This is a genomic window from Burkholderia sp. MS455, assembly GCF_016899445.1.
Classification (GTDB): domain Bacteria; phylum Pseudomonadota; class Gammaproteobacteria; order Burkholderiales; family Burkholderiaceae; genus Burkholderia; species Burkholderia pyrrocinia_C.
The window spans coordinates 1,021,694-1,041,407 of the sequence record NZ_CP041779.1; the positions used below are offsets into that span (position 1 = coordinate 1,021,694).

A 19,714-nucleotide genomic window follows, 5' to 3' on the forward strand; every position below is an offset into this window, starting at 1 on the left:
CTGGGTCAGGCCGCAGCCTTGACCGGGCTCGACGCGGCATCCTTGCCGCCAGCGAGCCCGAAATCTTCGGGGAAATGGTCGAGCGCGGACAGCACCGGGTAGGGCGTCATCCCGCCCATCGCGCACAGCGAACCGGCCAGCATCGTGTCGCACAGATCGCGCAGCAGTGTGACCTGCCGCTCCGACGTGTCGCCGTGGCGGATGCGCGCGATCGTCTCGACGCCGCGCGTCGAACCGATCCGGCACGGCGTGCACTTGCCGCACGATTCGATCGCACAGAACTTCATCGCATATTCGGCAAGCTCGGCGAGGTTCGACGTGTCGTCGTGCAGCACGATGCCGCCGTGGCCGACCACCGCGCCGATCGCCGTGTACGCCTCGTAATCGAGCGGCACATCCCACTGATGGTCGGGCAGGTAGGTGCCGAGCGGGCCGCCGACCTGCGCGGCGCGTGCCGGCCGACCGCTTGCCGTGCCGCCGCCGAAGTCGAACAGCAGCTCGCGCAGCGTGACGCCGAACGCGAGTTCGACGAGGCCGCCGTGACGGATGTTGCCGGCCAGCTGGAACGGCAGCGTGCCGCGCGAGCGGCCCATGCCGAAATCGCGATAGAACGCGGCGCCGCGCGCGAAGATCACGGGTGCCGTCGCGAGCGTGATCACGTTGTTGATCACGGTCGGCTGACCGAACAGGCCGGCGAGCGCCGGCAGCGGCGGTTTCGCGCGCACGACGCCGCGCTTGCCCTCGAGCGATTCGAGCAGCGCCGTTTCCTCGCCGCACACGTACGAGCCCGCGCCTTTCGCGACGTGCAGCTCGAATGCATGCGCGGAGCCGAGCACGCGTTCGCCGAGCCAGCCGGCCTCGCGCGCGCGGACGATCGCGGCTTCGAGCGTCGCGATCGCGTGCGGGTATTCGCTGCGCACGTAGATGTAGCCGACCGTCGCGCCCGTTGCGATGCCCGCGATGATCATCCCTTCGATCAGGCAGTACGGATCGCATTCCATCATCAGGCGGTCGGAGAACGTGCCCGAATCGCCTTCGTCCGCATTGCAGACGATGTACTTCTGCGTGGCGCTCGCGTGCCGGACCGTGCGCCACTTGATGCCCGCCGGGAACGCCGCGCCGCCGCGGCCGCGCAGCCCCGATTCGATCAGCGTTTCGCACGCGGCATCGCCTTCGAGCGCGAGTGCGTTCTTCAGGCCGGCGAGGCCTTCATGCTGCAGGTAGTCGTCGATCGACAGCGGATCGGTCAGGCCGATGCGCGCGAACGTGAGGCGCTGCTGGCGCGCGAGATAGGGGTGCGCGTCGACGACGCCGACGCCGCTCGGATGCGCACCGCCTTCGAGCCAGTTTGCATTGAACAGGGCCGGCACGTCGGCGGCCGACAGGTTCGCGTAGCCGATGCGTCCGGCGGCCGTACCGACCTCGACGAGCGGCTCGAGCCACAGCAGCCCGCGCGAGCCGTTGCGGACCAGTTCGATCGCGAGGCCGCGCCGTTCGGCTTCCGCGACGATCGCGGCGGCGAGTGCGTCGGCGCCGAGGGCCAGCGCGGACGAATCGCGCGGGACGTAGATGCGGGTCGTCATGCGGCCTCCGGCGTGTGGGCGAGAGCATCGGCCAGCAGCGCGTCGAATTTCTCCGGCGTGACCTTCGCATGCAGCACGCCGTTGACCGTCAGCGACGGCGACTGCGCGCACAGTCCGAGACAGTAGACCGATTCGAGCGCGACGGCGTCCGGCGCGTGCGCATCCGCGGCATCGCCGTGCGCTGCGTCGAACCGGCAGCCCGTGCGGGTTTCAGCATGCGCGGCGAGCGTTTCGCAGCCCATGCTGCGGCACGCTTCGGCGCGGCACATCTGGATCGTCACGCGCGCGGGCGGCGCGGTACGGAAGTGGTGATAGTAGGTCAGTACGCCGTGCACTTCCGCGCGCGACAGATTCAGCGCCCTGGCGAGCGGCGCGACACAGCCCGGCGGCACGTGGCCCGCGTCGTCCTGGATCGCGTGAAGGATCGCGACCAGCGACCGGCCGGTGCGCGCATGGCGCTCGACGAGCGCGTCGGGCGCATGGGAATTCGGGGACATCGGTTGTGCTCCTCCAAAGTCTCATATGCTCTCGCTATTCATATAGTGAGCATCGCGACTTCGTTCAGATTGATTTTCATCAACGATAAGCGGAAGATTTCGCAGTCGCAATAGGAAATCGGAGTACATAATTGATTCGAATCGAATGCGACGCGTATCTGACCGTACGCGACACGGAAGGTCGCACGGCCAGCCTGTCGGACGTCGCGCCCTTGCTGGAACTCGTGGCCGATACGGGCAGCATTGCGCAGGCTGCCCAGGCAAAAGGGCTGTCGTACCGGCACGCGTGGGGCATGCTGCGCGCGCTGGAAGCGTGCATCGGCGGGGAGTTGATCGAAACCGCGCGGGGCAAGGGGTCGACGCTGTCGGAACTTGGGCGGGCGGTCGTCGACGCGCAGCGCCTTGCGCGCAGCCGCCTCGACGGAAACCTGCGTGCGCTCGCGGCCGAGGTGGCCAGCGACCTGAACCGGCGGCTCGCGCAACGCGACGGTGCCGTGCGTATCCATGCGTCGCACGGTTACGCGGTCGCGACGCTCGTGTCCGCGCTCGTCGATACGCAGGCGGCCGTCGACATCAAGTATCGCGAGAGCGTCGAGGCCGTGCAGGCGCTCGCACGCGGCGAATGCGACCTGGCCGGTTTCCATCTGCCGCGCGGCGCGTTTCGCGCTCGGTGCGCGCAGATCTATCGGCCGTGGCTCGACGACACGCGCCATGTGCTGATTCACCTGACGCGCCGCCAGCAGGGGCTGTTCGTGTCTCGCGGCAACCCGAAGCAGGTCCGCGGGCTCGCGGACCTCGCGCGCAATGACATCCGCTTCGTCAATCGGCAGCCGGGGTCGGGTACGCGCATGCTGCTGGATCTCGCGCTGCGTGCGATCGGCATCGATCCCGAGCGCATCGACGGCTATGCGTCGGCCGAGCTCACGCATTCGGCGATTGCGGCGTTCGTCGCGAGCGGGATGGCCGATCTCGGCTTCGGTGTCGAGCCGGCCGCCCGTCATTTCGGGCTCGATTTCATCCCGGTCGTCGACGAGGACTATTACTTCGCGTGCGAACGCGCGCGGCTCGACGCGCGGCCGCTCGCCGGCGTGCTGGCGCTGCTGCGCGACGCGCGCTTCGTCGAGCGCGTCGCACATCTCGACGGCTACGATCCGGCCGCATGCGGGACGCTGACGAGCATCGCGACGGGGCTGGCCGGCAGCGACGGCACGAGCGCGCCGGACGGCCATTCCCGGTAACGGGGACGCGGTCGAACCGCGCTGCAGCAGCGGGAGATTTGCGCTACGCTTGACGCTTGATCAACGTTCCAACAAGCACGCCGTTCAGGCGTCATCCCGCCATGAAATTTTCCGTTTCCCTCGCCGCGGCAGCGTTGACCGCGGGGCTTCTGGTCGCGGCTTCGCCGTTTGCGCTTGCGCAGAATTCCCCGGGCGTGCCCGGCGGCATCCTGAGCGAACAGTTTCGCCTGAACGAGCATCCGCAGATGCCGTTCGCGGCGTCGGCGCCGTCGCAGAAATACCAGGGCAGCAAGAAGTCGGCCTTGCGTCGCAAGGGCGACCTGGGTGACCCGAACGGCTGCAACCTGAAGTGCCCGATGGATAGCCAGTAACGCGCGGACAGGCGTGTTTGCGCCGTCGTCGTGCGGTGTCGATTCGGCAGGCGGATGATGTGCACGCGCATATCGGCTTGACCGTATGACCGGCGCGACTGCACGAATCCCGTGCAACACCATTCGAGCCCCGCGAAGCGTTGTCGCTTCGCGGGGCTTGTGCTTTCAGGCGAGTCGTCATGCGACCCGATGCCGGATGAAGCAGCGTTCGCGAATCGCCGGCCCGGCGGATGATCTAGGGTTAACCCGTAAATCAGGAAGAATGTCTTCCCGAAACCTGCCTTATTCTTAAGCATCCACCTACATAAACTTCGGTTTGTCGGCGCTGAACAAGGTGTTCACCGCGAAAACAGACAAATCTGGAGGTAGGTCATCATGAAGTCACTCGTTCAAGCTGTTGTCGTTGCTGCCGCTCTCGTTGCCCCGGTCGTGTCGTTTGCCCAGTCGGGTTCGACGATCACCCGCGCGCAGGTCCGTGCCGAGCTGGTCCAGCTCCAGCAAGCCGGTTACAACTCCGCCCGCGGCGAAGATCCGCACTATCCGGAAGCGGTCCAGGCCGCCACGGCGCGTGTTGCCGAGCAGCAGCGCAGCGCACTGGCGCAAGCGCAAGGCGCCGACGCCAGCGGGTACGGTGCGCAGGCACAGGGCGCATCGGCATCGGGTTCGCATGCCATGGGCGTGCGCCCGGCCAGCGCTGAAGAAATGAAGTCGCTGTATCGCGGCAGCTAAGTCGTGTATTGCCCGGTGTGCTTGAGCGCAGGGTGCGACGACACGTCGTGCCCGAAGCAGCGGCAACCGGGCTGGCCGCCGCCCGGCACGACCGATGATTGCGCGGGCGCGGCAGAACATCCGTCACCTCCTGCCGCCGGAGCACCGGCGGCATTCCGCCCGGCCCGTCCGTGGCTGGGCGCTTTTTCGGAAGGAGAGGGGCGTGTGCGTTTCGCCTGCAACAAAAACCCTGCAGACTTGCGTCATGCGAGGTTCGTGCGGCGAGCGCGGAATTTGGGGCGGCGACAATCCTATTCGGGTGGCTCTGCTTTGTCGGGCAATGATCTGATGCCGCGCGCGGTTAAAAGAACCCCTCGAATGAAAAAATGGGCTAAGGAAATTGCGCCGTCCGAGCGTCCTGCATTTCTGTTCGATGAGCTTGAACGCGACGCCCATGCAGGTATTAGTGCTGAAGCGTACCAGGCGCTCCAAGCGTCTCTGGAAGCAAAATCGGACCAACTTGTGGTGAGCGGTCCGAAACGACTTACCTGAATATCATTGGTGCGTTGGGCAGCGCTGCTGCTAGGAAAGTCACCGGTGGGGGCGCCTTATTCGTCGTTTGAAAGTCAGGCGGCGGTGATATCCGCGCTCCCCCGGCCCCTCGTGCGATCAACCTGCACAACCTCGCCTCCGTACGCCGGGAGACGGCGTGCGTCTATCGCGACATGCGGTTGAACCGGATCGACAGTCAGGACGGAGCGCGCTTCGTGTTCGCGCTGTCGCAGATTGTGAAAATGTTCGAAATGTGCGATCTCGAACTGAGCATTGGCCGTTTGGAACGGCAGACCGGCGGTTCGTGACTTGGCGCGCAAAACTGCTGCGGCAATTGGACATAGGGGGTGATTCAATCTTGCAACCAATCGCCGGAACACCTGCTTAAGGGCGAATGTTCGTATGTGAATTGCACAAGCGTCCCAAAAGTCGAACCGGTATGAAGTATGCGGGGCCGCCATATCTTTCTGGCGCGAGCAACTGATGAGCCATGCGAGATCGTCGTCAGGAATACCGGTTTGGCGTGTTTTCATTCGCCTTTTGTCTCGATGATCGAAGGCGAAATGAAAGATGGTTGCAGGTTCAAGTAAGGATGTTCGACGTGGCTTCTTGCGGCGAATCCGGATTCGGTCGGCGCGATGTTTCGGATTTGCATCACGCGCGCGTCTGGGGTCGTCGAACCACCGTTCATCCGCATGCGCGCAATCGAATCGGCTGAGCCGCACCGTGAGTCCTGTCTGCGGCGAGATCCGTCTCGGGCCGTGCCCGTTCCTGGTGGAGATACCGCGCTCTCCTGTTTCGCTCCGTGCCATTGTTGCTTCAACGTAGAAACCGTCCACGGCTTCGGTCGACCGAGTCGCGGCACGCCGCGACGGCGTTCGAGCTGATTGGTGGACTTTGTCTGTATCAAGAATGAAACAACTCGCGCGATGAAACGGTCCGCGACGCGCAGTTTCTCTTGAACTCCGATCCGAATCGCAAGCATTGACGGCGGTGGCACGTTACGTGCCTCTCTTGCGCGAGAGTCGAGTCGAGGCACGTTCGACACACGACCAATATGCGAACAACAGATTGCGTCTGATGCACCGGCGAAGCCCGGCCATCCAAGCGAGACGCATCGGGGTAAAAATGAAGACAACAACTTTCGACATCTCGATCGTGTCGTTGCCGGGGGTAGGTGACGGCAACAAAACGCACTTGCAGACCGCCGGCACGTTCCGGCCGTCCCAGCACGCACCAGCGACGGACCGGGTGCGACGAGCGCGCCAGCCGGGATCGACTATCCGAACTGCATCACACCCTCCCGGCATGAGCGTGCGTGCATCGCCGAATATGGGCCGCGAGCCGGTTTGCGCGGCCTGACTACCGGCCAACCTCTCGCCTCGACGATCTCATGTTGCAGGCCGTGGCCTTGTGCCACCGTCGGTCACGAAAGCGCAACCCCGTGACGCATTCTGCCGTGAATAGATCGCCGATTTCGACGCCTTGCCAACGATCGCCATCGAACCATGACTCGGACTACTTTACATTGTCCATCGGGAAGCATGGTGCTGCTTTCGCTAGCCGTACTGTTCCTGCTCGCTCATCCTTACACAGGCATCAGGCACGACGCGATCCTGTACACCGCGCAGGCGCTGTACAACGCTCATCCCGCGCATTTTTCGCACGACCTCTTCTTTGAATTCGGCTCCCAGGACAACTGGACCATTTACGGCAAGATATTCGCGAAACTCATCTCCGCATTCGGGCTTCGCGCGAGCAATCTCGCTGGCCTGATCGTCGCCCAGGCGCTCTGGTGGGGCGGCATGTGGCACCTGTCGAAGAAACTACTGCCTGCGCCGTGGCACTGGGTCTGTCTCTTCTTGGTGGCATGCATGCCATCCGAATACGGCTCTTCGTCGATCTTCTCCTACGACGAGGCCTTCCTGACCGCTCGGCTGCCCGCGGAAGCACTCGGCCTATGGGCAATCGCGTCGACACTCGACCGCCGTCATCGCATCGCCGTCGCACTCACCATCGTCGCGACGGCGATACATCCGCTGACCGGCGGCGTATCGCTCGCCATCGTCATATTCGGCTGGATGCCACGCGTGAAATGGTGGTCTCTGTTGTCGTTCGCGCTGGTCGCGTTTTCCGTCATTGAGCTGTCGCCGTTCAACGCGCTCCATCTACACCCGTTCGATCCGGAATGGCGGGCGGTCGCGCGATTCAACGTCCCCTTTCTGTTCCCAACGCTCTGGAACCTCAACGCATGGAGCAAGGCATGCTGGGCGATTGCGTTGCCGGCAGTGCTGTGCGGGACGGGGCCGCAGAAAAACCGGACGCTGTGGTCCCACCTCACGCTCGTCGGCATCGCCGGGATCGCACTGAGCACGGTGGCTGATCTGGTCGGCCGTGATGCCGCATGGATCCAGCTGCAAACGTGGCGCACACTATGGTTGTTGACGCTGATGCAGTGGCCCGCGGCATTTCTGCTGGTGCGATACGAATTCCGTACGCGGCCAACGCTGATATGGGGGCTCGCGATCTCCTGGCTGCTGCTCGATATCGGCGGCGGGATCTTCGCGCTGCTGATCGCCATCTCGCTACACGCCGCGGCCCGCATCCAGACGTCCGGCGCCCCGGCGCCCATGTTCGGAGAAATCACTCCGCGCCTGCGTTATTCGCTGATTGTGGCGACGCTCGCCGCGGTCGCTATCTGGGTCATATACCAGCTTGCATATCAATTCGCACACCAAATTTATCCAACTGGCAGCGTAGCGTACGACATCGGCTTGATGGAAACGCTGATCCATACGCGACTCGCGATCATGCTCGCCACGCTCCTCGTCGCGCTCAATCTGTTGCGTCACCGAATCACGATCATCGGTCTGCCGGTCGTGCTGGCCGCATTGACCGCATACGGTGTCGTCAACATCGATCAGCGCTCGGAACCGGCCAAGATCATGGAAGCCGGCACCGACCGCGCGGATTTCACGCCATTCGAAGGCACGGTCGCGCGTGGTGACATCGTCTATTGGGACGGCCCGCCAGACGAAGTCGTTTATCCGTGGCTGATGATGAAGACGTCGAGCTATTACTCGTCGACCCAGGCGGCGGGCCTCATCTTCCATCGTCAGACCACGTTCGAGGCGGTACGCCGGTTCGAACGGATCAAGCAAGACCCGTCCGCCGCTCGACCACACGGCGACAACGACACGGACAGTAAATCGACCGTGTTCGTGTCCAAGTATGCGTACGTTCCGCTGACCCGGGCCGGCATCCGGCACACCTGCGCCGACCCGGTGCTGGATTTCATCGTATCGCACCAGTACTACCCGGAGTTGGCGACCCGCTACACCTGGTCGCCTAAACCCAAGGACACCGTATGGCTATACGACTGCGGCCGGATCAGGACGACGGCCGCGGAGCAGGCCGCATCGCCCGTGCGCGCGCAACAAGCCAACATGACGGGCACGGCGCCGGCACGACCGCCAGCTGCCGCTAGAGGCGGAGCTTCCCCGCCTCGTGACGCGCGAGCGCACAGCGTTTGAGCGGGCAGTCCGAATCGTCGATTCGACATGGCAGTTCGCCGTCTAGCTGGAGCGGCCGACACGACAGCCATTAGACCAGCGACTTGAGACCCGGGGTGACAACATGAATCAATCGGTTGACGTACTCATCATCGGCGCTGGGCCGGGTGGCCTCACCGCCGGCTACCTGCTGACCAAGCAGACGGACCTGTCGGTCGCGCTCGTCGAGAAGGACCCCCACTACGTCGGCGGCATCAGTCGCACCGAACGGTTCGATGGCCACTGCTTCGATATCGGCGGACACCGCTTCTTCTCCAAGTCCGAGGACGTCGTTGCCCTGTGGCATGAGCTACTTCCCGACGACTTCATCGAGCGTCCGCGCAGCTCGCGCATCTTTTACCGGAACAAGTTCTACCGCTATCCGCTCGACGGCATCGAGGCCTTGCGGAATCTCGGCATCGTCGAAAGCACTCGCTGCGTGCTTTCGTACCTCGCGGCCCGCGTCAAGCCTTGCCCCGACCCGAAGTCCTTTCATCAATGGGTCGCGAACCAGTTCGGCGAACGCCTGTTCTCGATCTTCTTCAAGACGTACACGGAAAAGGTTTGGGGCATGTCGTGCGACGAGATTTCTGCCGACTGGGCCGCGCAGCGCATCAAGGGCCTGAGCCTGTCGACCGCCATCGCCGGCGCGGTGAAGCGCTCGCTCGGCATCCGATCGGGCAAGACCAACGTCAAGACCCTGATCGAATCCTTCCATTACCCGCGCCGCGGCCCCGGCATGTTGTGGGAAGCCGCCGCCCGCAAATTCCGGGATCAGGGCGGACGGCTGATGATGGGGCAATCGGCCTGCGCGATGAACTACGACAGCGGTACACAGCGCTGGCTTATTGAAACTGCCGGAGCGGACGGCGAAACAAACTGCATCAGCGCATGTCACGTCGTATGCACCGCGCCGATGCGCGAAACGCTCAATGCGATCTCGCCCCGACCGCGATCCGCACCCGCGGCGTCGAAGCTTCAGTATCGGGATTTCATCACGGTCGCGCTGATACTCGACCGGCCCGCCACCTTTACGGACAACTGGATCTACATTCACGACCCGTCTGTCAAGGTCGGGCGCATCCAGAACTTCGCGTCGTGGTCGCCCGAGATGGTGCCCGACGCGGCGACGGGCGGCTGCCTCGGGCTCGAATACTTTTGCTTCGACGGCGATTCGATGTGGGAAAGCAGCGATGCCGACATTACTGCGCTCGCGATCGGCGAACTCGAGAAAATTGGTCTTGCGACGCGCGAGCAGATTCGCGGATCGCGCGTCGTTCGTCAGCCGAAGGCGTACCCCGTGTACGACGACAACTATCGCGACATCGTTGAACAGGTCCGCGCGGATCTGGACGAGCACTATCCCAACCTGCACCTCGTCGGTCGAAACGGGATGCACAAGTACAACAATCAGGATCACGCGATGATGACCGCGATGCTGACCGTCGAGAACATCACGGCCGGGTACAAGCGGCGCGACGTCTGGGCCGTCAATGAGGACGCGGAATATCACGAAAGCGGCAGCGAACCGCAAGCCGGCGCGTCGGGCTTGCGCACGGTTCCGACCCGCACCACTCAGTGGGGGCAGACATGATGTTCTCCGGCTATTTCATCGTGAGCGTGCTGTCGCTCTGCGTCGATTGGTTGTTCTTCCTCACCTTGAGCTCGGCATTCCAGTTCAATGTCGGCGTGTCCGCCTGGGTTGCGTATCTGATCGGCGGCGTCGTGAACTACGCGCTTTCCCGCCGCTTCGTGTTCCGTTCGGATACGACCGGTCGTCGGCAGGTAGGTGAGGCGCTGCTATTCGCGGCTAGCTGCGGCCTCGGTTCGGCGCTCACCGGCGGCATCGTATATCTGGCGGCGCCCGTATTCGGCAAGATGGTTGCGAAAGCGAGCGCGGTGGCGGTGAGCTTCCTGATGCTGTATTGGGTCCGGCGAACTCTGGTGTTCCATTGGCCCGTGCTGCACTCCGCCGCGACCGCAACCAAGGGGCGGAGTCATGAGGACGCGCGGGCGGGGCGGGTTGTGGGGGTTCCGTAAGGAACCCCCGAAAGAACCCCCGCCGATATATGGCTGTAGCTGGGGGTTCTTTGCGGTAGCGTGCAACAAAAAAACCCGCAGAGCCAAGCCCAGCGGGGTTTTCTTGTCAAACGTTGGAGACGTTTGGCGGGTATTTGGTGGAGGCGGCGGGAATCGAACCCGCGTCCAGAAGCGCTCCACGACTAGTTCTACATGTTTAGTTCAGTCATTTGATTTAACCGCAGCGACGCGGACGAACACGCTGCACTACGGCGATTCGCTAGGTTTTCGACCCTGGCGTCGCGACGCCGACAGGGCTTAACTGACGTAAATGACCTCTGGCGGTATTGCTACCGGTCTTGCGACACTAGCCCGTCAGTGAACTAGGCAGAGGACGGCGGCCGTTAGGCTGCCAGTGCGAACGTATCGTCGTTTGCAGTTACGATTTTCCCATTGATTAACGAGGTGACGGGTCCTCGACATGCCCTAGCCGCTTCACAACCCCTGTCGAAACCAGGTCGCCCCCGCGGATCAGATCGATCATTATAGCCCAACATCGCGCAGCAGTTCGCGCAGTTCCTGCGTCGTGTCGACGAGATGCTGGGCCTGCCAGTCGGCCGGCGCGGCGCCGTCGCCGCAGTAACCGTACGCGGCCGCGACCGTCGCCATGCCGGCAGCGCTGCCGGCCTGAATGTCGCGCAGATCGTCGCCGACGTAGACGATGCGCGCCGGCGCGAGCGTCAACTGGTCGGCCGCGTGCAGCAGCGGAGCAGGGTGCGGCTTCGAGTGCGGCGTTGTGTCGCCCCCGACGACGCAGGCCGCGCGCGGTGCAAGACCGAGCAGGTCGACGAGCGGCGCCGTGAGCCGCATCGCCTTGTTCGTGACGATGCCCCAGCGCACGCCGCGCGCATCGAGTTCGTCGAGCACGTCGCCGATGCCGGAGAACAGCGTCGTATGCACGCAGATATCCGTTGCGTAGTTGGCCAGGAACTCATCGCGCATCGCTTCGTAGCCGGGCGTGTGCGGGTCGATGCCGAACGCGCCGCCGAGCAGGCCGCGCGCGCCGGCCGAAGCCAGCGGCCGCAGCGCGTCGAGCGGCGTTTCGGGCAGGCCGCGCGCGCGCTGCATCTTGTTGACGGCGGCGGCGAGATCGGGCGCCGTGTCGGCAAGCGTGCCGTCCAGGTCGAACAGCACGGCAGCGCAGTGCAGCAGGCGCGGTTCGTCGAGTGCGGCCCGCGCGGTCGAAAGGGGAGTCGTCATGCCGGTCGGAGGGTCACGCGCCGCGGCGGCACGCAACGAGGTAGTTGATGTCGGTGTCGTTCGACAGCGCGAAGCGCTTGCCGATCGGGTGATACGTGATGCCCTTGATCTCCACGATGTGCAGATCCGTCGCACGCACGAAGCCCGCCAGTTCCGACGGGCGGATGAAGCGCGCGTAGTCGTGCGTGCCCTTCGGCAGCATTTGCGCGATGTACTCAGCGCCGATCACCGCGAACAGGTAGGACTTCAGATTCCGGTTCAGCGTCGAGAAAAACACCCAGCCGCCCGGTTTCACGAGCGTCGCGCACGCGGCGACGATATCGCCGGGCGACGGCACGTGCTCGAGCATCTCCATGCACGTGACGACGTCGTAGGAGCCTGGCTCGCGCGCGGCGATCGCTTCGGCGGCGATCGCCTCGTAGTCGACCGCGATGCCGCTTTCGAGGCTGTGCAGGTCGGCGACGCCAAGCGCTTCGGTCGACAGGTCGATGCCTTTCACCTGGGCGCCGAGCCCGGCCATCGATTCGGACAGGATGCCGCCGCCGCAGCCGATGTCGAGTGCGCGTTTGCCGGCCAGGTGCGCATGCGCGTCGATCCAGCCGAGCCGGACCGGGTTCAGGTCGTGCAGCGGCTTGAATTCGGCATTCGGATCCCACCACCGATGGGCGAGGTCGCTGAATTTCTGGAGTTCGTGCGGATCGGCGTTGGTCATGGCGGCAAACGGGCTACGGAAGGAGGGCGGTGCTGCGGTTCGTCAGCCCCGAGTATATAAGCGGGCGGACGACGAGGCCAGCGAGCGCCCGGACGGGCATCAATGAAAAAGCCCCGCCGGAGCGGGGCTTTGAAGCAGTCGAAAACCGCGGCTTACTGCGCCGGAACGGTCGTCTTCTGGACTTCTTGCGTACCAACCACTTCGACTTCCACGCGGCGGTCCGGTGCGAGGCAGGCGATCAGCTGCTTGCGGTTCTTCTGGTTGCAGCCAGTCGTAACCGGGTTGCGCTTGCCCTTGCCTTCCGTGTAGATCTTGTTGGCCGGCACACCCTTGCTGACCAGGTACGACTTCACGGCCTGCGCACGGCGCAGCGACAGACGGTCGTTGTACTTGTCCGAACCGATGCGGTCCGTGTAGCCCGTTGCGACGACCACTTCCGTGTTCATGCCCTGGATCTTCGAAGCCAGTTCGTCCAGCTTCTGCTTGCCCAGCGGCTTGAGCGTTGCCTTGTCGAAGTCGAACAGGGCGTCAGCTTGATACGTGATCTTCTGGCTCGTGATGGCCGGAGCGACCGGAGCGACCGGCGGCTGCGGTGCCGTGGCGACCAGTGCGCCGTCGCACTTTGCGTTGGCGGTGGCCGGCGTCCAGAACGCGTCACGCCAGCAGAGCTCGTTCGTGCCGTTCATCCACACCCATTCGCCCGTGCCGTTCACCCAGTTGTCATTGACGGCTTGACGCGACGCCGGCACCGACTGTGCCGAAGCGGATGCAGCCATAACTGCGGTAGCTGCAATGAACGCGAGCTTTGAAAGTTTATTCATATTTCTCCTCTCGAAATTGAGATTACCGCAGGTTTACTGCGAGCCTGTTGACGGTGACAAGTCATACATTGCTCGAAGTATAACATTGGTGCGGCACAAAAAACGCGGCACCGCTCTGTGTAGACTTCGAGCAGCGTCTAACTTTCAGTGCGTTGGCATTTTGCCATATCGTTCCCTTCCTACGAAAAAAAATCCTCCCCACCCTAAGATCCCCTCAACTTTGTGGTGCATGCGCAACACCGGCCTGCCGCAACTTTTAGAGATTGTCAAGGGGGTGCCGGCGAAATTGCGCGGATGCGTGCATCTGTTTACTCGTGCGCGTGAAACAAACCGGGCGCGATCGCCGGTAAACCGGGCGCGATCAACGGTGACGTCGAGTCGCGTGCGATTCTGGTCGGTTCGCCGCCGCCGCGATTTTCGCTATTTATATATAGCGGGGGAGGCGAATTTGCGGCTGATGGGCGCATGTTAGAATCTCGCGTTGCGTTGCGCATGCAGCGCCCACGCGAAAGGCGTTCGCCGTCTTCGCTCCGAAACGATACGGATACATGGATCAATTCGCCAAAGAGACCCTGCCCACCTCCCTAGAGGAGGAAATGCGCCGTTCGTATCTCGATTACGCGATGAGCGTGATCGTCGGACGTGCCCTCCCGGATGTCCGCGATGGCCTGAAGCCCGTGCACCGGCGCGTGTTGTTCGCGATGCACGAACTGAACAACGACTGGAACCGCGCGTACAAGAAGTCGGCGCGTATCGTCGGTGACGTGATCGGTAAGTACCACCCTCACGGCGACACCGCGGTCTACGACACGATCGTGCGGATGGCGCAGGACTTCTCGCTGCGCTACATGCTGATCGACGGGCAGGGCAACTTCGGCTCGATCGACGGCGACAATGCCGCGGCGATGCGTTACACCGAAATTCGCATGGCGAAGATCGGTCACGAGCTGCTCGCCGACATCGACAAGGAAACGGTCGATTTCGAGCCGAACTACGACGGCAACGAAATGCAGCCGTCGGTCCTGCCGTCGCGCATCCCGAACCTGCTGATCAATGGCTCGTCGGGCATCGCGGTCGGCATGGCGACCAACATCCCGCCGCACAACCTGAACGAAGTCGTCGACGCGTGCCAGCACCTGCTGAACAACCCGGCAGCGACGATCGACGAGCTGATCGAGATCATCCCGGCGCCGGACTTCCCGACCGCCGGCATCATCTACGGCGTCGCCGGCGTGCGCGACGGCTATCGCACCGGGCGCGGCCGCGTCGTGATGCGCGCGGCCACGCACTTCGAGGAGATCGACCGCGGCCAGCGGATGGCGATCATCGTCGACGAGCTGCCGTACCAGGTGAACAAGCGCTCGCTGCTCGAGCGGATCGCCGAGCTCGTCAACGAGAAGAAGCTCGAAGGCATCTCCGACATCCGCGACGAGTCCGACAAGAGCGGCATGCGTGTCGTGATCGAGCTCAAGCGCGGTGAAGTGCCCGAAGTGGTGCTGAACAACCTGTACAAGGCGACGCAGCTCCAGGACACGTTCGGCATGAACATGGTCGCGCTCGTCGACGGCCAGCCGAAGCTGCTGAACCTGAAGGAAATCCTGCAGTGCTTCCTGTCGCATCGACGTGAAGTGCTGACGCGCCGGACGATCTACGAACTGCGCAAGGCCCGCGAACGCGGCCACGTGCTCGAAGGTCTCGCGGTCGCGCTCGCGAACATCGACGAGTTCATCGCGATCATCAAGGCCGCGCCGACGCCGCCGATCGCGAAGCAGGAACTGATGGCGAAGCCGTGGGATTCGTCGCTCGTGCGCGAGATGCTGACGCGCGCCGAAAGCGAGAACGCGGCGGCCGGCGGCCGCTCCGCGTACCGCCCGGAAGGCCTGAACCCGGCATTCGGCATGCAGGGCGACGGGCTGTACCGTCTGTCCGACACGCAGGCCCAGGAAATCCTGCAGATGCGCCTGCAGCGCCTGACCGGCCTCGAGCAGGACAAGATCATCGGCGAGTACCGCGAAGTGATGGCGCAGATCGCCGACCTGCTGGACATCCTTGCACGCCCCGAGCGGATCACGACGATGATCGGCGAGGAACTCACGTCGGTGAAGGCCGAATTCGGCGACGCGCGCCGCTCGAAGATCGAGCTGAACGCGACGGAGCTGAACACGGAAGACCTGATCACGCCGCAGGACATGGTCGTCACGATGTCGCACGCGGGCTACGTGAAGTCGCAGCCGCTGTCCGAGTACCGCGCGCAGAAGCGCGGCGGTCGCGGCAAGCAGGCGACGCAGATGAAGGAAGACGACTGGATCGAGACGCTGTTCATCGCGAACACGCACGATTACATCCTGTGCTTCTCGAACCGCGGCCGCGTGTACTGGGTCAAGGTCTATGAAGTGCCGCAGGGCTCGCGCAACTCGCGCGGCCGCCCGATCGTCAACATGTTCCCGCTGCAGGATGGCGAGAAGATCAACGTCGTGCTGCCGGTGAAGGAATTCTCGGCCGACAAGTTCATCTTCATGGCGACGTCGCTCGGCACCGTGAAGAAGACGCCGCTCGAAGCGTTCAGCCGTCCGATGAAGAAGGGCATCATCGCGGTCGGCCTCGACGACGGCGATTTCCTGATCGGTGCGTCGATCACCGACGGCGCGCACGACGTGATGCTGTTCTCCGACGCCGGCAAGGCCGTGCGCTTCGACGAGAACGACGTGCGTCCGATGGGGCGCGAGGCGCGCGGCGTGCGCGGCATGCAGCTCGAGGACGGGCAGCAGGTCATCGCGATGCTGGTTGCGGGCAGCGAGGAGCAGACCGTGCTCACCGCGACCGAGAACGGCTACGGCAAGCGCACGCCGATCACCGAATACACGCGTCACGGCCGCGGTACGAAGGGTATGATCGCGATCCAGACGTCCGAGCGCAACGGCAAGGTCGTGGCCGCGACGCTCGTCGACGCCGAGGATCAGATCATGCTGATCACGACGGCCGGCGTGTTGATTCGCACCCGTGTTTCCGAGATTCGCGAGATGGGGCGCGCCACGCAAGGTGTTACACTCATCAGTCTCGATGAGGGTACCAAGCTCTCTGGCCTGCAGCAGATTGCGGAGGCCGAGGAGGGCGATGGCGAGGCCGACGAGGCGTCGGACGGCGAAGCCTGAAGAACGGATGAGACTCTGGCCGCCGCGGGCGTGAAGCGCCGCGGCCGGCGAGCAACCATTCATATTTCCAAAAGGGAGTGATGATGCAAAAGCAATTCAAGCAACTGGTCCTGCTGGCTGCACTGGTGCCGACGTTCGCGATGGCGCAAGCGCTGTCGAATTCCGCACCGGCGCCCGCCGCGGCAGCTGCGCCGATCGACGCCGACAAGAAGGCCGCGATCAAGGATCTGCTCGACGCGATCGACGCGCCGAAGCTCGTGTCGGCAATCGGCAACAGCGCCGAAATGCAGGCCAAGCAGCTCGTGCCGGCGATCCTGTCGGACGCGCTGTCGGAAAACAAGACGTTGAACGACAAGCAGAAGCAGGCTGCCGTTCCGACGCTGCAGAAGAACGCGGTGCCGAAGCTGGTCGACGGCGCGGGCAAGGTGTTCGGCACGCAGCAGTTCCAGAACGACGCAATGTCGGCTCAGTACGACGCATATGCGAAGTACTACAGCACGTCGGAGATCAAGGATCTGACGACGTTCTACAAGAGCCCGACGGGCCGCAAGTTCATCCAGGTTCAGGATCAGGTCGGTCGCGACGTGGTCAACGGCCTGATGCAGAAGTACATGCCGCAAGCGATCCAGGCAACGCGCACGCAGGCTGACAAGGAAGTCGCAGCAGTCAAGCCGGGCAAGTAAGCCGTCCGGGCACGCCCCCCGGCCGTTCGGCCGGGTTTGGCGGGAGCCTTCCGACAGTGCGATAATGGCCGTTTGCGCGCGAGCGCAAGCGGCCATTCCTTTTCTGGCGCGGCTCATTTGCAACTGACATGCGGCGGCAAGCCGCCGGTCGCGTCCCTCCCGAGGTTTTCACGATGCGCGTCTTTAATTTCTCCGCCGGTCCTGCGGCGATGCCCGAGGAAGTGCTGCGGCAGGCCGCCGACGAAATGCTCGACTGGCACGGCAGCGGCATGAGCGTGATGGAGATGAGCCATCGCGGCAAGGAATTCATGTCGATTCACGAGGCCGCGCTGACCGACCTGCGCGACTTGCTCGGCGTGCCGGCAAGCCACCGGATCCTGTTCCTGCAGGGCGGCGGCATCGCGGAAAACGCGATCGTGCCGATGAACCTGCTCGGGTCGCGCAAGACCGCCGATTTCGTCGTGACGGGCTCGTGGTCGCAGAAATCGTTCGGCGAGGCGAAGAAGTTCTGCACGCCGCATCTCGCCGCAACCGGCAAGACGGAAGACGGCTTCACGCGCGCGCCGGCGCGCGCCGAATGGCAACTGTCGGACGATCCGGCCTACGTGCATCTGTGCACCAACGAGACGATCGACGGCGTCGAGACGTTCGAGATTCCCGATCTCGGCGACGTGCCGCTGGTCGCGGATGTCTCGTCGCACATCCTGTCACGCCCGATGGACGTCGCGAAATACGGCGTGCTGTTCGGCGGCGCGCAGAAGAATATCGGGATGGCCGGCGTGACGGTCGTGATCGTGCGCGAGGATCTGCTCGATCGCGCGCTGTCGATCTGCCCATCCGCATTCGAATGGAAGACCGTCGCCGAGAACAACTCGCTGTACAACACGCCGCCCACCTATGCGATCTACATCGCGGGCCTCGTGTTCCAGTGGCTGAAGCGGCAGGGGGGGCTCGAAGCGATCGAGGCCCGCAATATCGAAAAATCGAAGCTGCTCTACGACACGATCGATGCGAGCGGCTTCTATCTGAACAAGGTCGAGCCGGCAGCGCGTTCGCGGATGAACGTGCCGTTTTTCCTGGCCGACGAAACGCGCAACGAAGACTTCCTTGCCGGCGCAAAGGCGCGCGGGCTGCTGCAGCTGAAGGGCCACAAGTCCGTCGGCGGCATGCGGGCGTCGATCTACAACGCGGTGCCGCTCGAGGGCGTGAAGGCGCTCGTCGAGTACATGAAGGACTTCGAGCAGCGCGGCGCCTGACGGCGACGCTGTTCAAACAGCACGGCAAAACGCATGGACGACGAACTGAATTCCCGCCTGAAACCGCTGCGCGATCGCATCGACGCGATCGACGCGCAGCTGATCGCGCTCCTGAACCAGCGCGCCGCGGTGGCGCTGGAGGTGGGCGAGGTCAAGAAGCATTTCAACGCGCCGGTGTTCCGGCCGGAGCGCGAGCTGCAGGTGATCGCGCGGCTGCAGGACATGAGCGCGGGGCCGCTCGAGAGCGAGCACATCGGCGCAATCTGGCGCGAGATCATGGCGGCGAGCCGCGCGCTCGAGCAGACGATCCACGTCGCGTTCCTCGGGCCGGTCGGCACGTATAGCGAACAGGCGATGTTCGAGTATTTCGGCCAGTCGATCGAAGGGCTGCCGTGCCCGTCGATCGACGAGGTGTTCCGTTCGGTCGAGGCCGGTGCGTCCGCGTTCGGCATCGCGCCGGTCGAGAATTCGACCGAAGGGGCCGTGTCGCGCACGCTCGACCTGCTGCTGCAGACGCAACTACTGATCAGCGGCGAGCTCGCGCTGCCCATCCACCACAACCTGCTCACGCAGAGCGGCACGCTCGACGGCGTGAAGCGCGTCTGCGCGCATGCGCAGGCGCTCGCGCAATGCCAGCAGTGGCTCGCCGCGAATGCGCCGCAGCTCGAGCGGCAGGCCGTGGCGAGCAACGCGGAGGCCGCGCGTCTCGCGGCGGCCGATCCGACCGTCGCGGCGATCGCGGGTGACCGCGCGGCCGCGCATTACGGCTTGCAGATCGCGTTTTCGCAGATCCAGGACGATCCGCACAACCGCACGCGCTTCGTGATCATCGGCAAGCAGCCGGCCGGGCAAAGCGGTCATGATCAGACGTCGCTGATCGTGTCGGTGAAGAACGAGCCGGGCGCCGTGTTCAAGCTGCTCGAACCGCTCGCGCGGCACGGTGTGTCGATGACGCGCTTCGAGTCGCGTCCGGCACGCGTCGGCACGTGGGAGTACTACTTCTACATCGACATCGAAGGGCACCGCGATGATGCGGCAGTCGCGGCCGCACTCACGGAACTCGGCCAGAAGGCCGCGTTCCTGAAGATACTCGGCTCGTATCCGAGCGCACGCTGACGCGCGGCGCCCGGCGCCCGGCGCCCGGCGCCTGCTCGCGCAGGCGTGGCGGCCGGCGGGCAGGGCAGGCCGGTCGGCGCTGTCGAAGGCGGGTTCGGGCGGCATCCGGTGCAGGTCGCGCCGGGTGCGGGCCCGTTGCCCGGAATCTGGAATTCCGTGTGCGGGGCGTCGTTCCGCGCGCGTAACTTGGCTCTT

17 protein-coding genes and 1 other RNA gene are annotated in these 19,714 nt (G+C 64.1%); 11 read left to right on the forward strand and 7 right to left on the reverse strand.

Features of this window, described 5'->3' with window-relative positions; translation table 11 throughout:
* Window positions 1–5 precede the first annotated feature (5 nt).
* Together FPJ27_RS23920 and FPJ27_RS23925 are read right to left on the reverse strand one after the other, a co-directional pair.
* Window positions 6–1,583 carry a formate dehydrogenase beta subunit gene (locus FPJ27_RS23920; protein WP_204425985.1) on the reverse strand — a complete coding sequence of 526 codons (1,578 nt, stop codon included), beginning with the start codon at window positions 1,581–1,583 and terminating at the stop codon, window positions 6–8.
* Window positions 1,580–2,080 carry an NAD(P)H-dependent oxidoreductase subunit E gene (locus FPJ27_RS23925; RefSeq protein WP_072436066.1) on the reverse strand — a complete coding sequence of 167 codons (501 nt, stop codon included), beginning with the start codon at window positions 2,078–2,080 and terminating at the stop codon, window positions 1,580–1,582. Before FPJ27_RS23925 ends, FPJ27_RS23920 begins: the two co-directional genes overlap by 4 nt.
* Before the next feature lie 131 nt (window positions 2,081–2,211).
* On the opposite strand from FPJ27_RS23925, the gene FPJ27_RS23930 reads away from it, so the two are divergent.
* The 4 genes from FPJ27_RS23930 (at window position 2,212) to FPJ27_RS23945 (ending at window position 4,949) form a co-directional block, all read left to right on the forward strand.
* Entirely contained in the window at window positions 2,212–3,318 is a 1,107-nt protein-coding gene (locus FPJ27_RS23930) for a substrate-binding domain-containing protein (RefSeq protein ID WP_204425986.1), read from the forward strand.
* A 101-nt stretch (window positions 3,319–3,419) separates the two neighbouring features.
* Window positions 3,420–3,689 (forward strand): hypothetical protein, encoded by a 270-nt coding sequence (locus tag FPJ27_RS23935; protein ID WP_072436064.1) that lies wholly within the window; start codon window positions 3,420–3,422, stop codon window positions 3,687–3,689.
* A gap of 375 nt (window positions 3,690–4,064) precedes the next feature.
* On the forward strand, window positions 4,065–4,418 hold the full coding sequence (locus FPJ27_RS23940; protein ID WP_034183020.1) for a DUF4148 domain-containing protein: 354 nt from the start codon (window positions 4,065–4,067) through the stop codon (window positions 4,416–4,418).
* A gap of 204 nt (window positions 4,419–4,622) precedes the next feature.
* Window positions 4,623–4,949 carry a hypothetical protein gene (locus FPJ27_RS23945; RefSeq protein ID WP_204425987.1) on the forward strand — a complete coding sequence of 109 codons (327 nt, stop codon included), beginning with the start codon at window positions 4,623–4,625 and terminating at the stop codon, window positions 4,947–4,949.
* Between the two features lie 74 nt (window positions 4,950–5,023).
* Here the strand turns inward: FPJ27_RS23945 and FPJ27_RS23950 are convergent, their stop codons facing one another.
* Window positions 5,024–5,788 carry a hypothetical protein gene (locus tag FPJ27_RS23950; RefSeq protein ID WP_204425988.1) on the reverse strand — a complete coding sequence of 255 codons (765 nt, stop codon included), beginning with the start codon at window positions 5,786–5,788 and terminating at the stop codon, window positions 5,024–5,026.
* A 705-nt stretch (window positions 5,789–6,493) separates the two neighbouring features.
* Between FPJ27_RS23950 and FPJ27_RS23955 the strand changes: the two genes are divergently transcribed.
* The 3 genes from FPJ27_RS23955 to FPJ27_RS23965 all read left to right on the forward strand — a co-directional run bounded on the left by FPJ27_RS23955 (window position 6,494) and on the right by FPJ27_RS23965 (window position 10,540).
* Window positions 6,494–8,482 carry a hypothetical protein gene (locus tag FPJ27_RS23955; protein ID WP_204425989.1) on the forward strand — a complete coding sequence of 663 codons (1,989 nt, stop codon included), beginning with the start codon at window positions 6,494–6,496 and terminating at the stop codon, window positions 8,480–8,482.
* Between the two features lie 103 nt (window positions 8,483–8,585).
* A complete protein-coding gene (locus FPJ27_RS23960; RefSeq protein WP_204425990.1) occupies window positions 8,586–10,094 on the forward strand; it encodes an NAD(P)/FAD-dependent oxidoreductase in 1,509 nt (502 codons plus the stop codon).
* On the forward strand, window positions 10,091–10,540 hold the full coding sequence (locus tag FPJ27_RS23965) for a GtrA family protein (protein WP_204425991.1): 450 nt from the start codon (window positions 10,091–10,093) through the stop codon (window positions 10,538–10,540). The genes FPJ27_RS23960 and FPJ27_RS23965 overlap by 4 nt, the downstream gene beginning before the upstream one ends.
* 135 nt (window positions 10,541–10,675) lie before the next feature.
* Here FPJ27_RS23965 and ssrA read toward each other — a convergent pair.
* From ssrA to ompA, 4 genes are all read right to left on the reverse strand, one after another.
* Window positions 10,676–11,045: a transfer-messenger RNA gene (gene ssrA, locus FPJ27_RS23970) on the reverse strand.
* 17 nt (window positions 11,046–11,062) lie between these two features.
* Window positions 11,063–11,779 (reverse strand): phosphoglycolate phosphatase, encoded by a 717-nt coding sequence (gene gph, locus FPJ27_RS23975; protein ID WP_072436423.1) that lies wholly within the window; start codon window positions 11,777–11,779, stop codon window positions 11,063–11,065.
* A gap of 13 nt (window positions 11,780–11,792) precedes the next feature.
* Window positions 11,793–12,491: a bifunctional 2-polyprenyl-6-hydroxyphenol methylase/3-demethylubiquinol 3-O-methyltransferase UbiG gene (gene ubiG, locus FPJ27_RS23980; protein ID WP_034183031.1), complete on the reverse strand. Its 699-nt coding sequence runs from the start codon at window positions 12,489–12,491 to the stop codon at window positions 11,793–11,795.
* 152 nt (window positions 12,492–12,643) lie between these two features.
* Window positions 12,644–13,312: an outer membrane protein OmpA gene (gene ompA, locus FPJ27_RS23985; protein WP_204425992.1), complete on the reverse strand. Its 669-nt coding sequence runs from the start codon at window positions 13,310–13,312 to the stop codon at window positions 12,644–12,646.
* 548 nt (window positions 13,313–13,860) lie between these two features.
* On the opposite strand from ompA, the gene gyrA reads away from it, so the two are divergent.
* The 4 genes from gyrA (at window position 13,861) to pheA (ending at window position 19,519) form a co-directional block, all read left to right on the forward strand.
* Window positions 13,861–16,464: a DNA gyrase subunit A gene (gyrA, locus tag FPJ27_RS23990; protein ID WP_072436062.1), complete on the forward strand. Its 2,604-nt coding sequence runs from the start codon at window positions 13,861–13,863 to the stop codon at window positions 16,462–16,464.
* An 83-nt stretch (window positions 16,465–16,547) separates the two neighbouring features.
* Window positions 16,548–17,147: a DUF2059 domain-containing protein gene (locus FPJ27_RS23995; RefSeq protein WP_021157463.1), complete on the forward strand. Its 600-nt coding sequence runs from the start codon at window positions 16,548–16,550 to the stop codon at window positions 17,145–17,147.
* A gap of 173 nt (window positions 17,148–17,320) precedes the next feature.
* A complete protein-coding gene (gene serC, locus FPJ27_RS24000; RefSeq protein WP_204425993.1) occupies window positions 17,321–18,403 on the forward strand; it encodes a 3-phosphoserine/phosphohydroxythreonine transaminase in 1,083 nt (360 codons plus the stop codon).
* A gap of 33 nt (window positions 18,404–18,436) precedes the next feature.
* The gene (gene pheA, locus FPJ27_RS24005; protein ID WP_204425994.1) at window positions 18,437–19,519 is read left to right on the forward strand and encodes a prephenate dehydratase; all 1,083 of its coding nucleotides are present in this window, start codon (window positions 18,437–18,439) and stop codon (window positions 19,517–19,519) included.
* The last annotated feature ends 195 nt before the right edge of the window (window positions 19,520–19,714 follow it).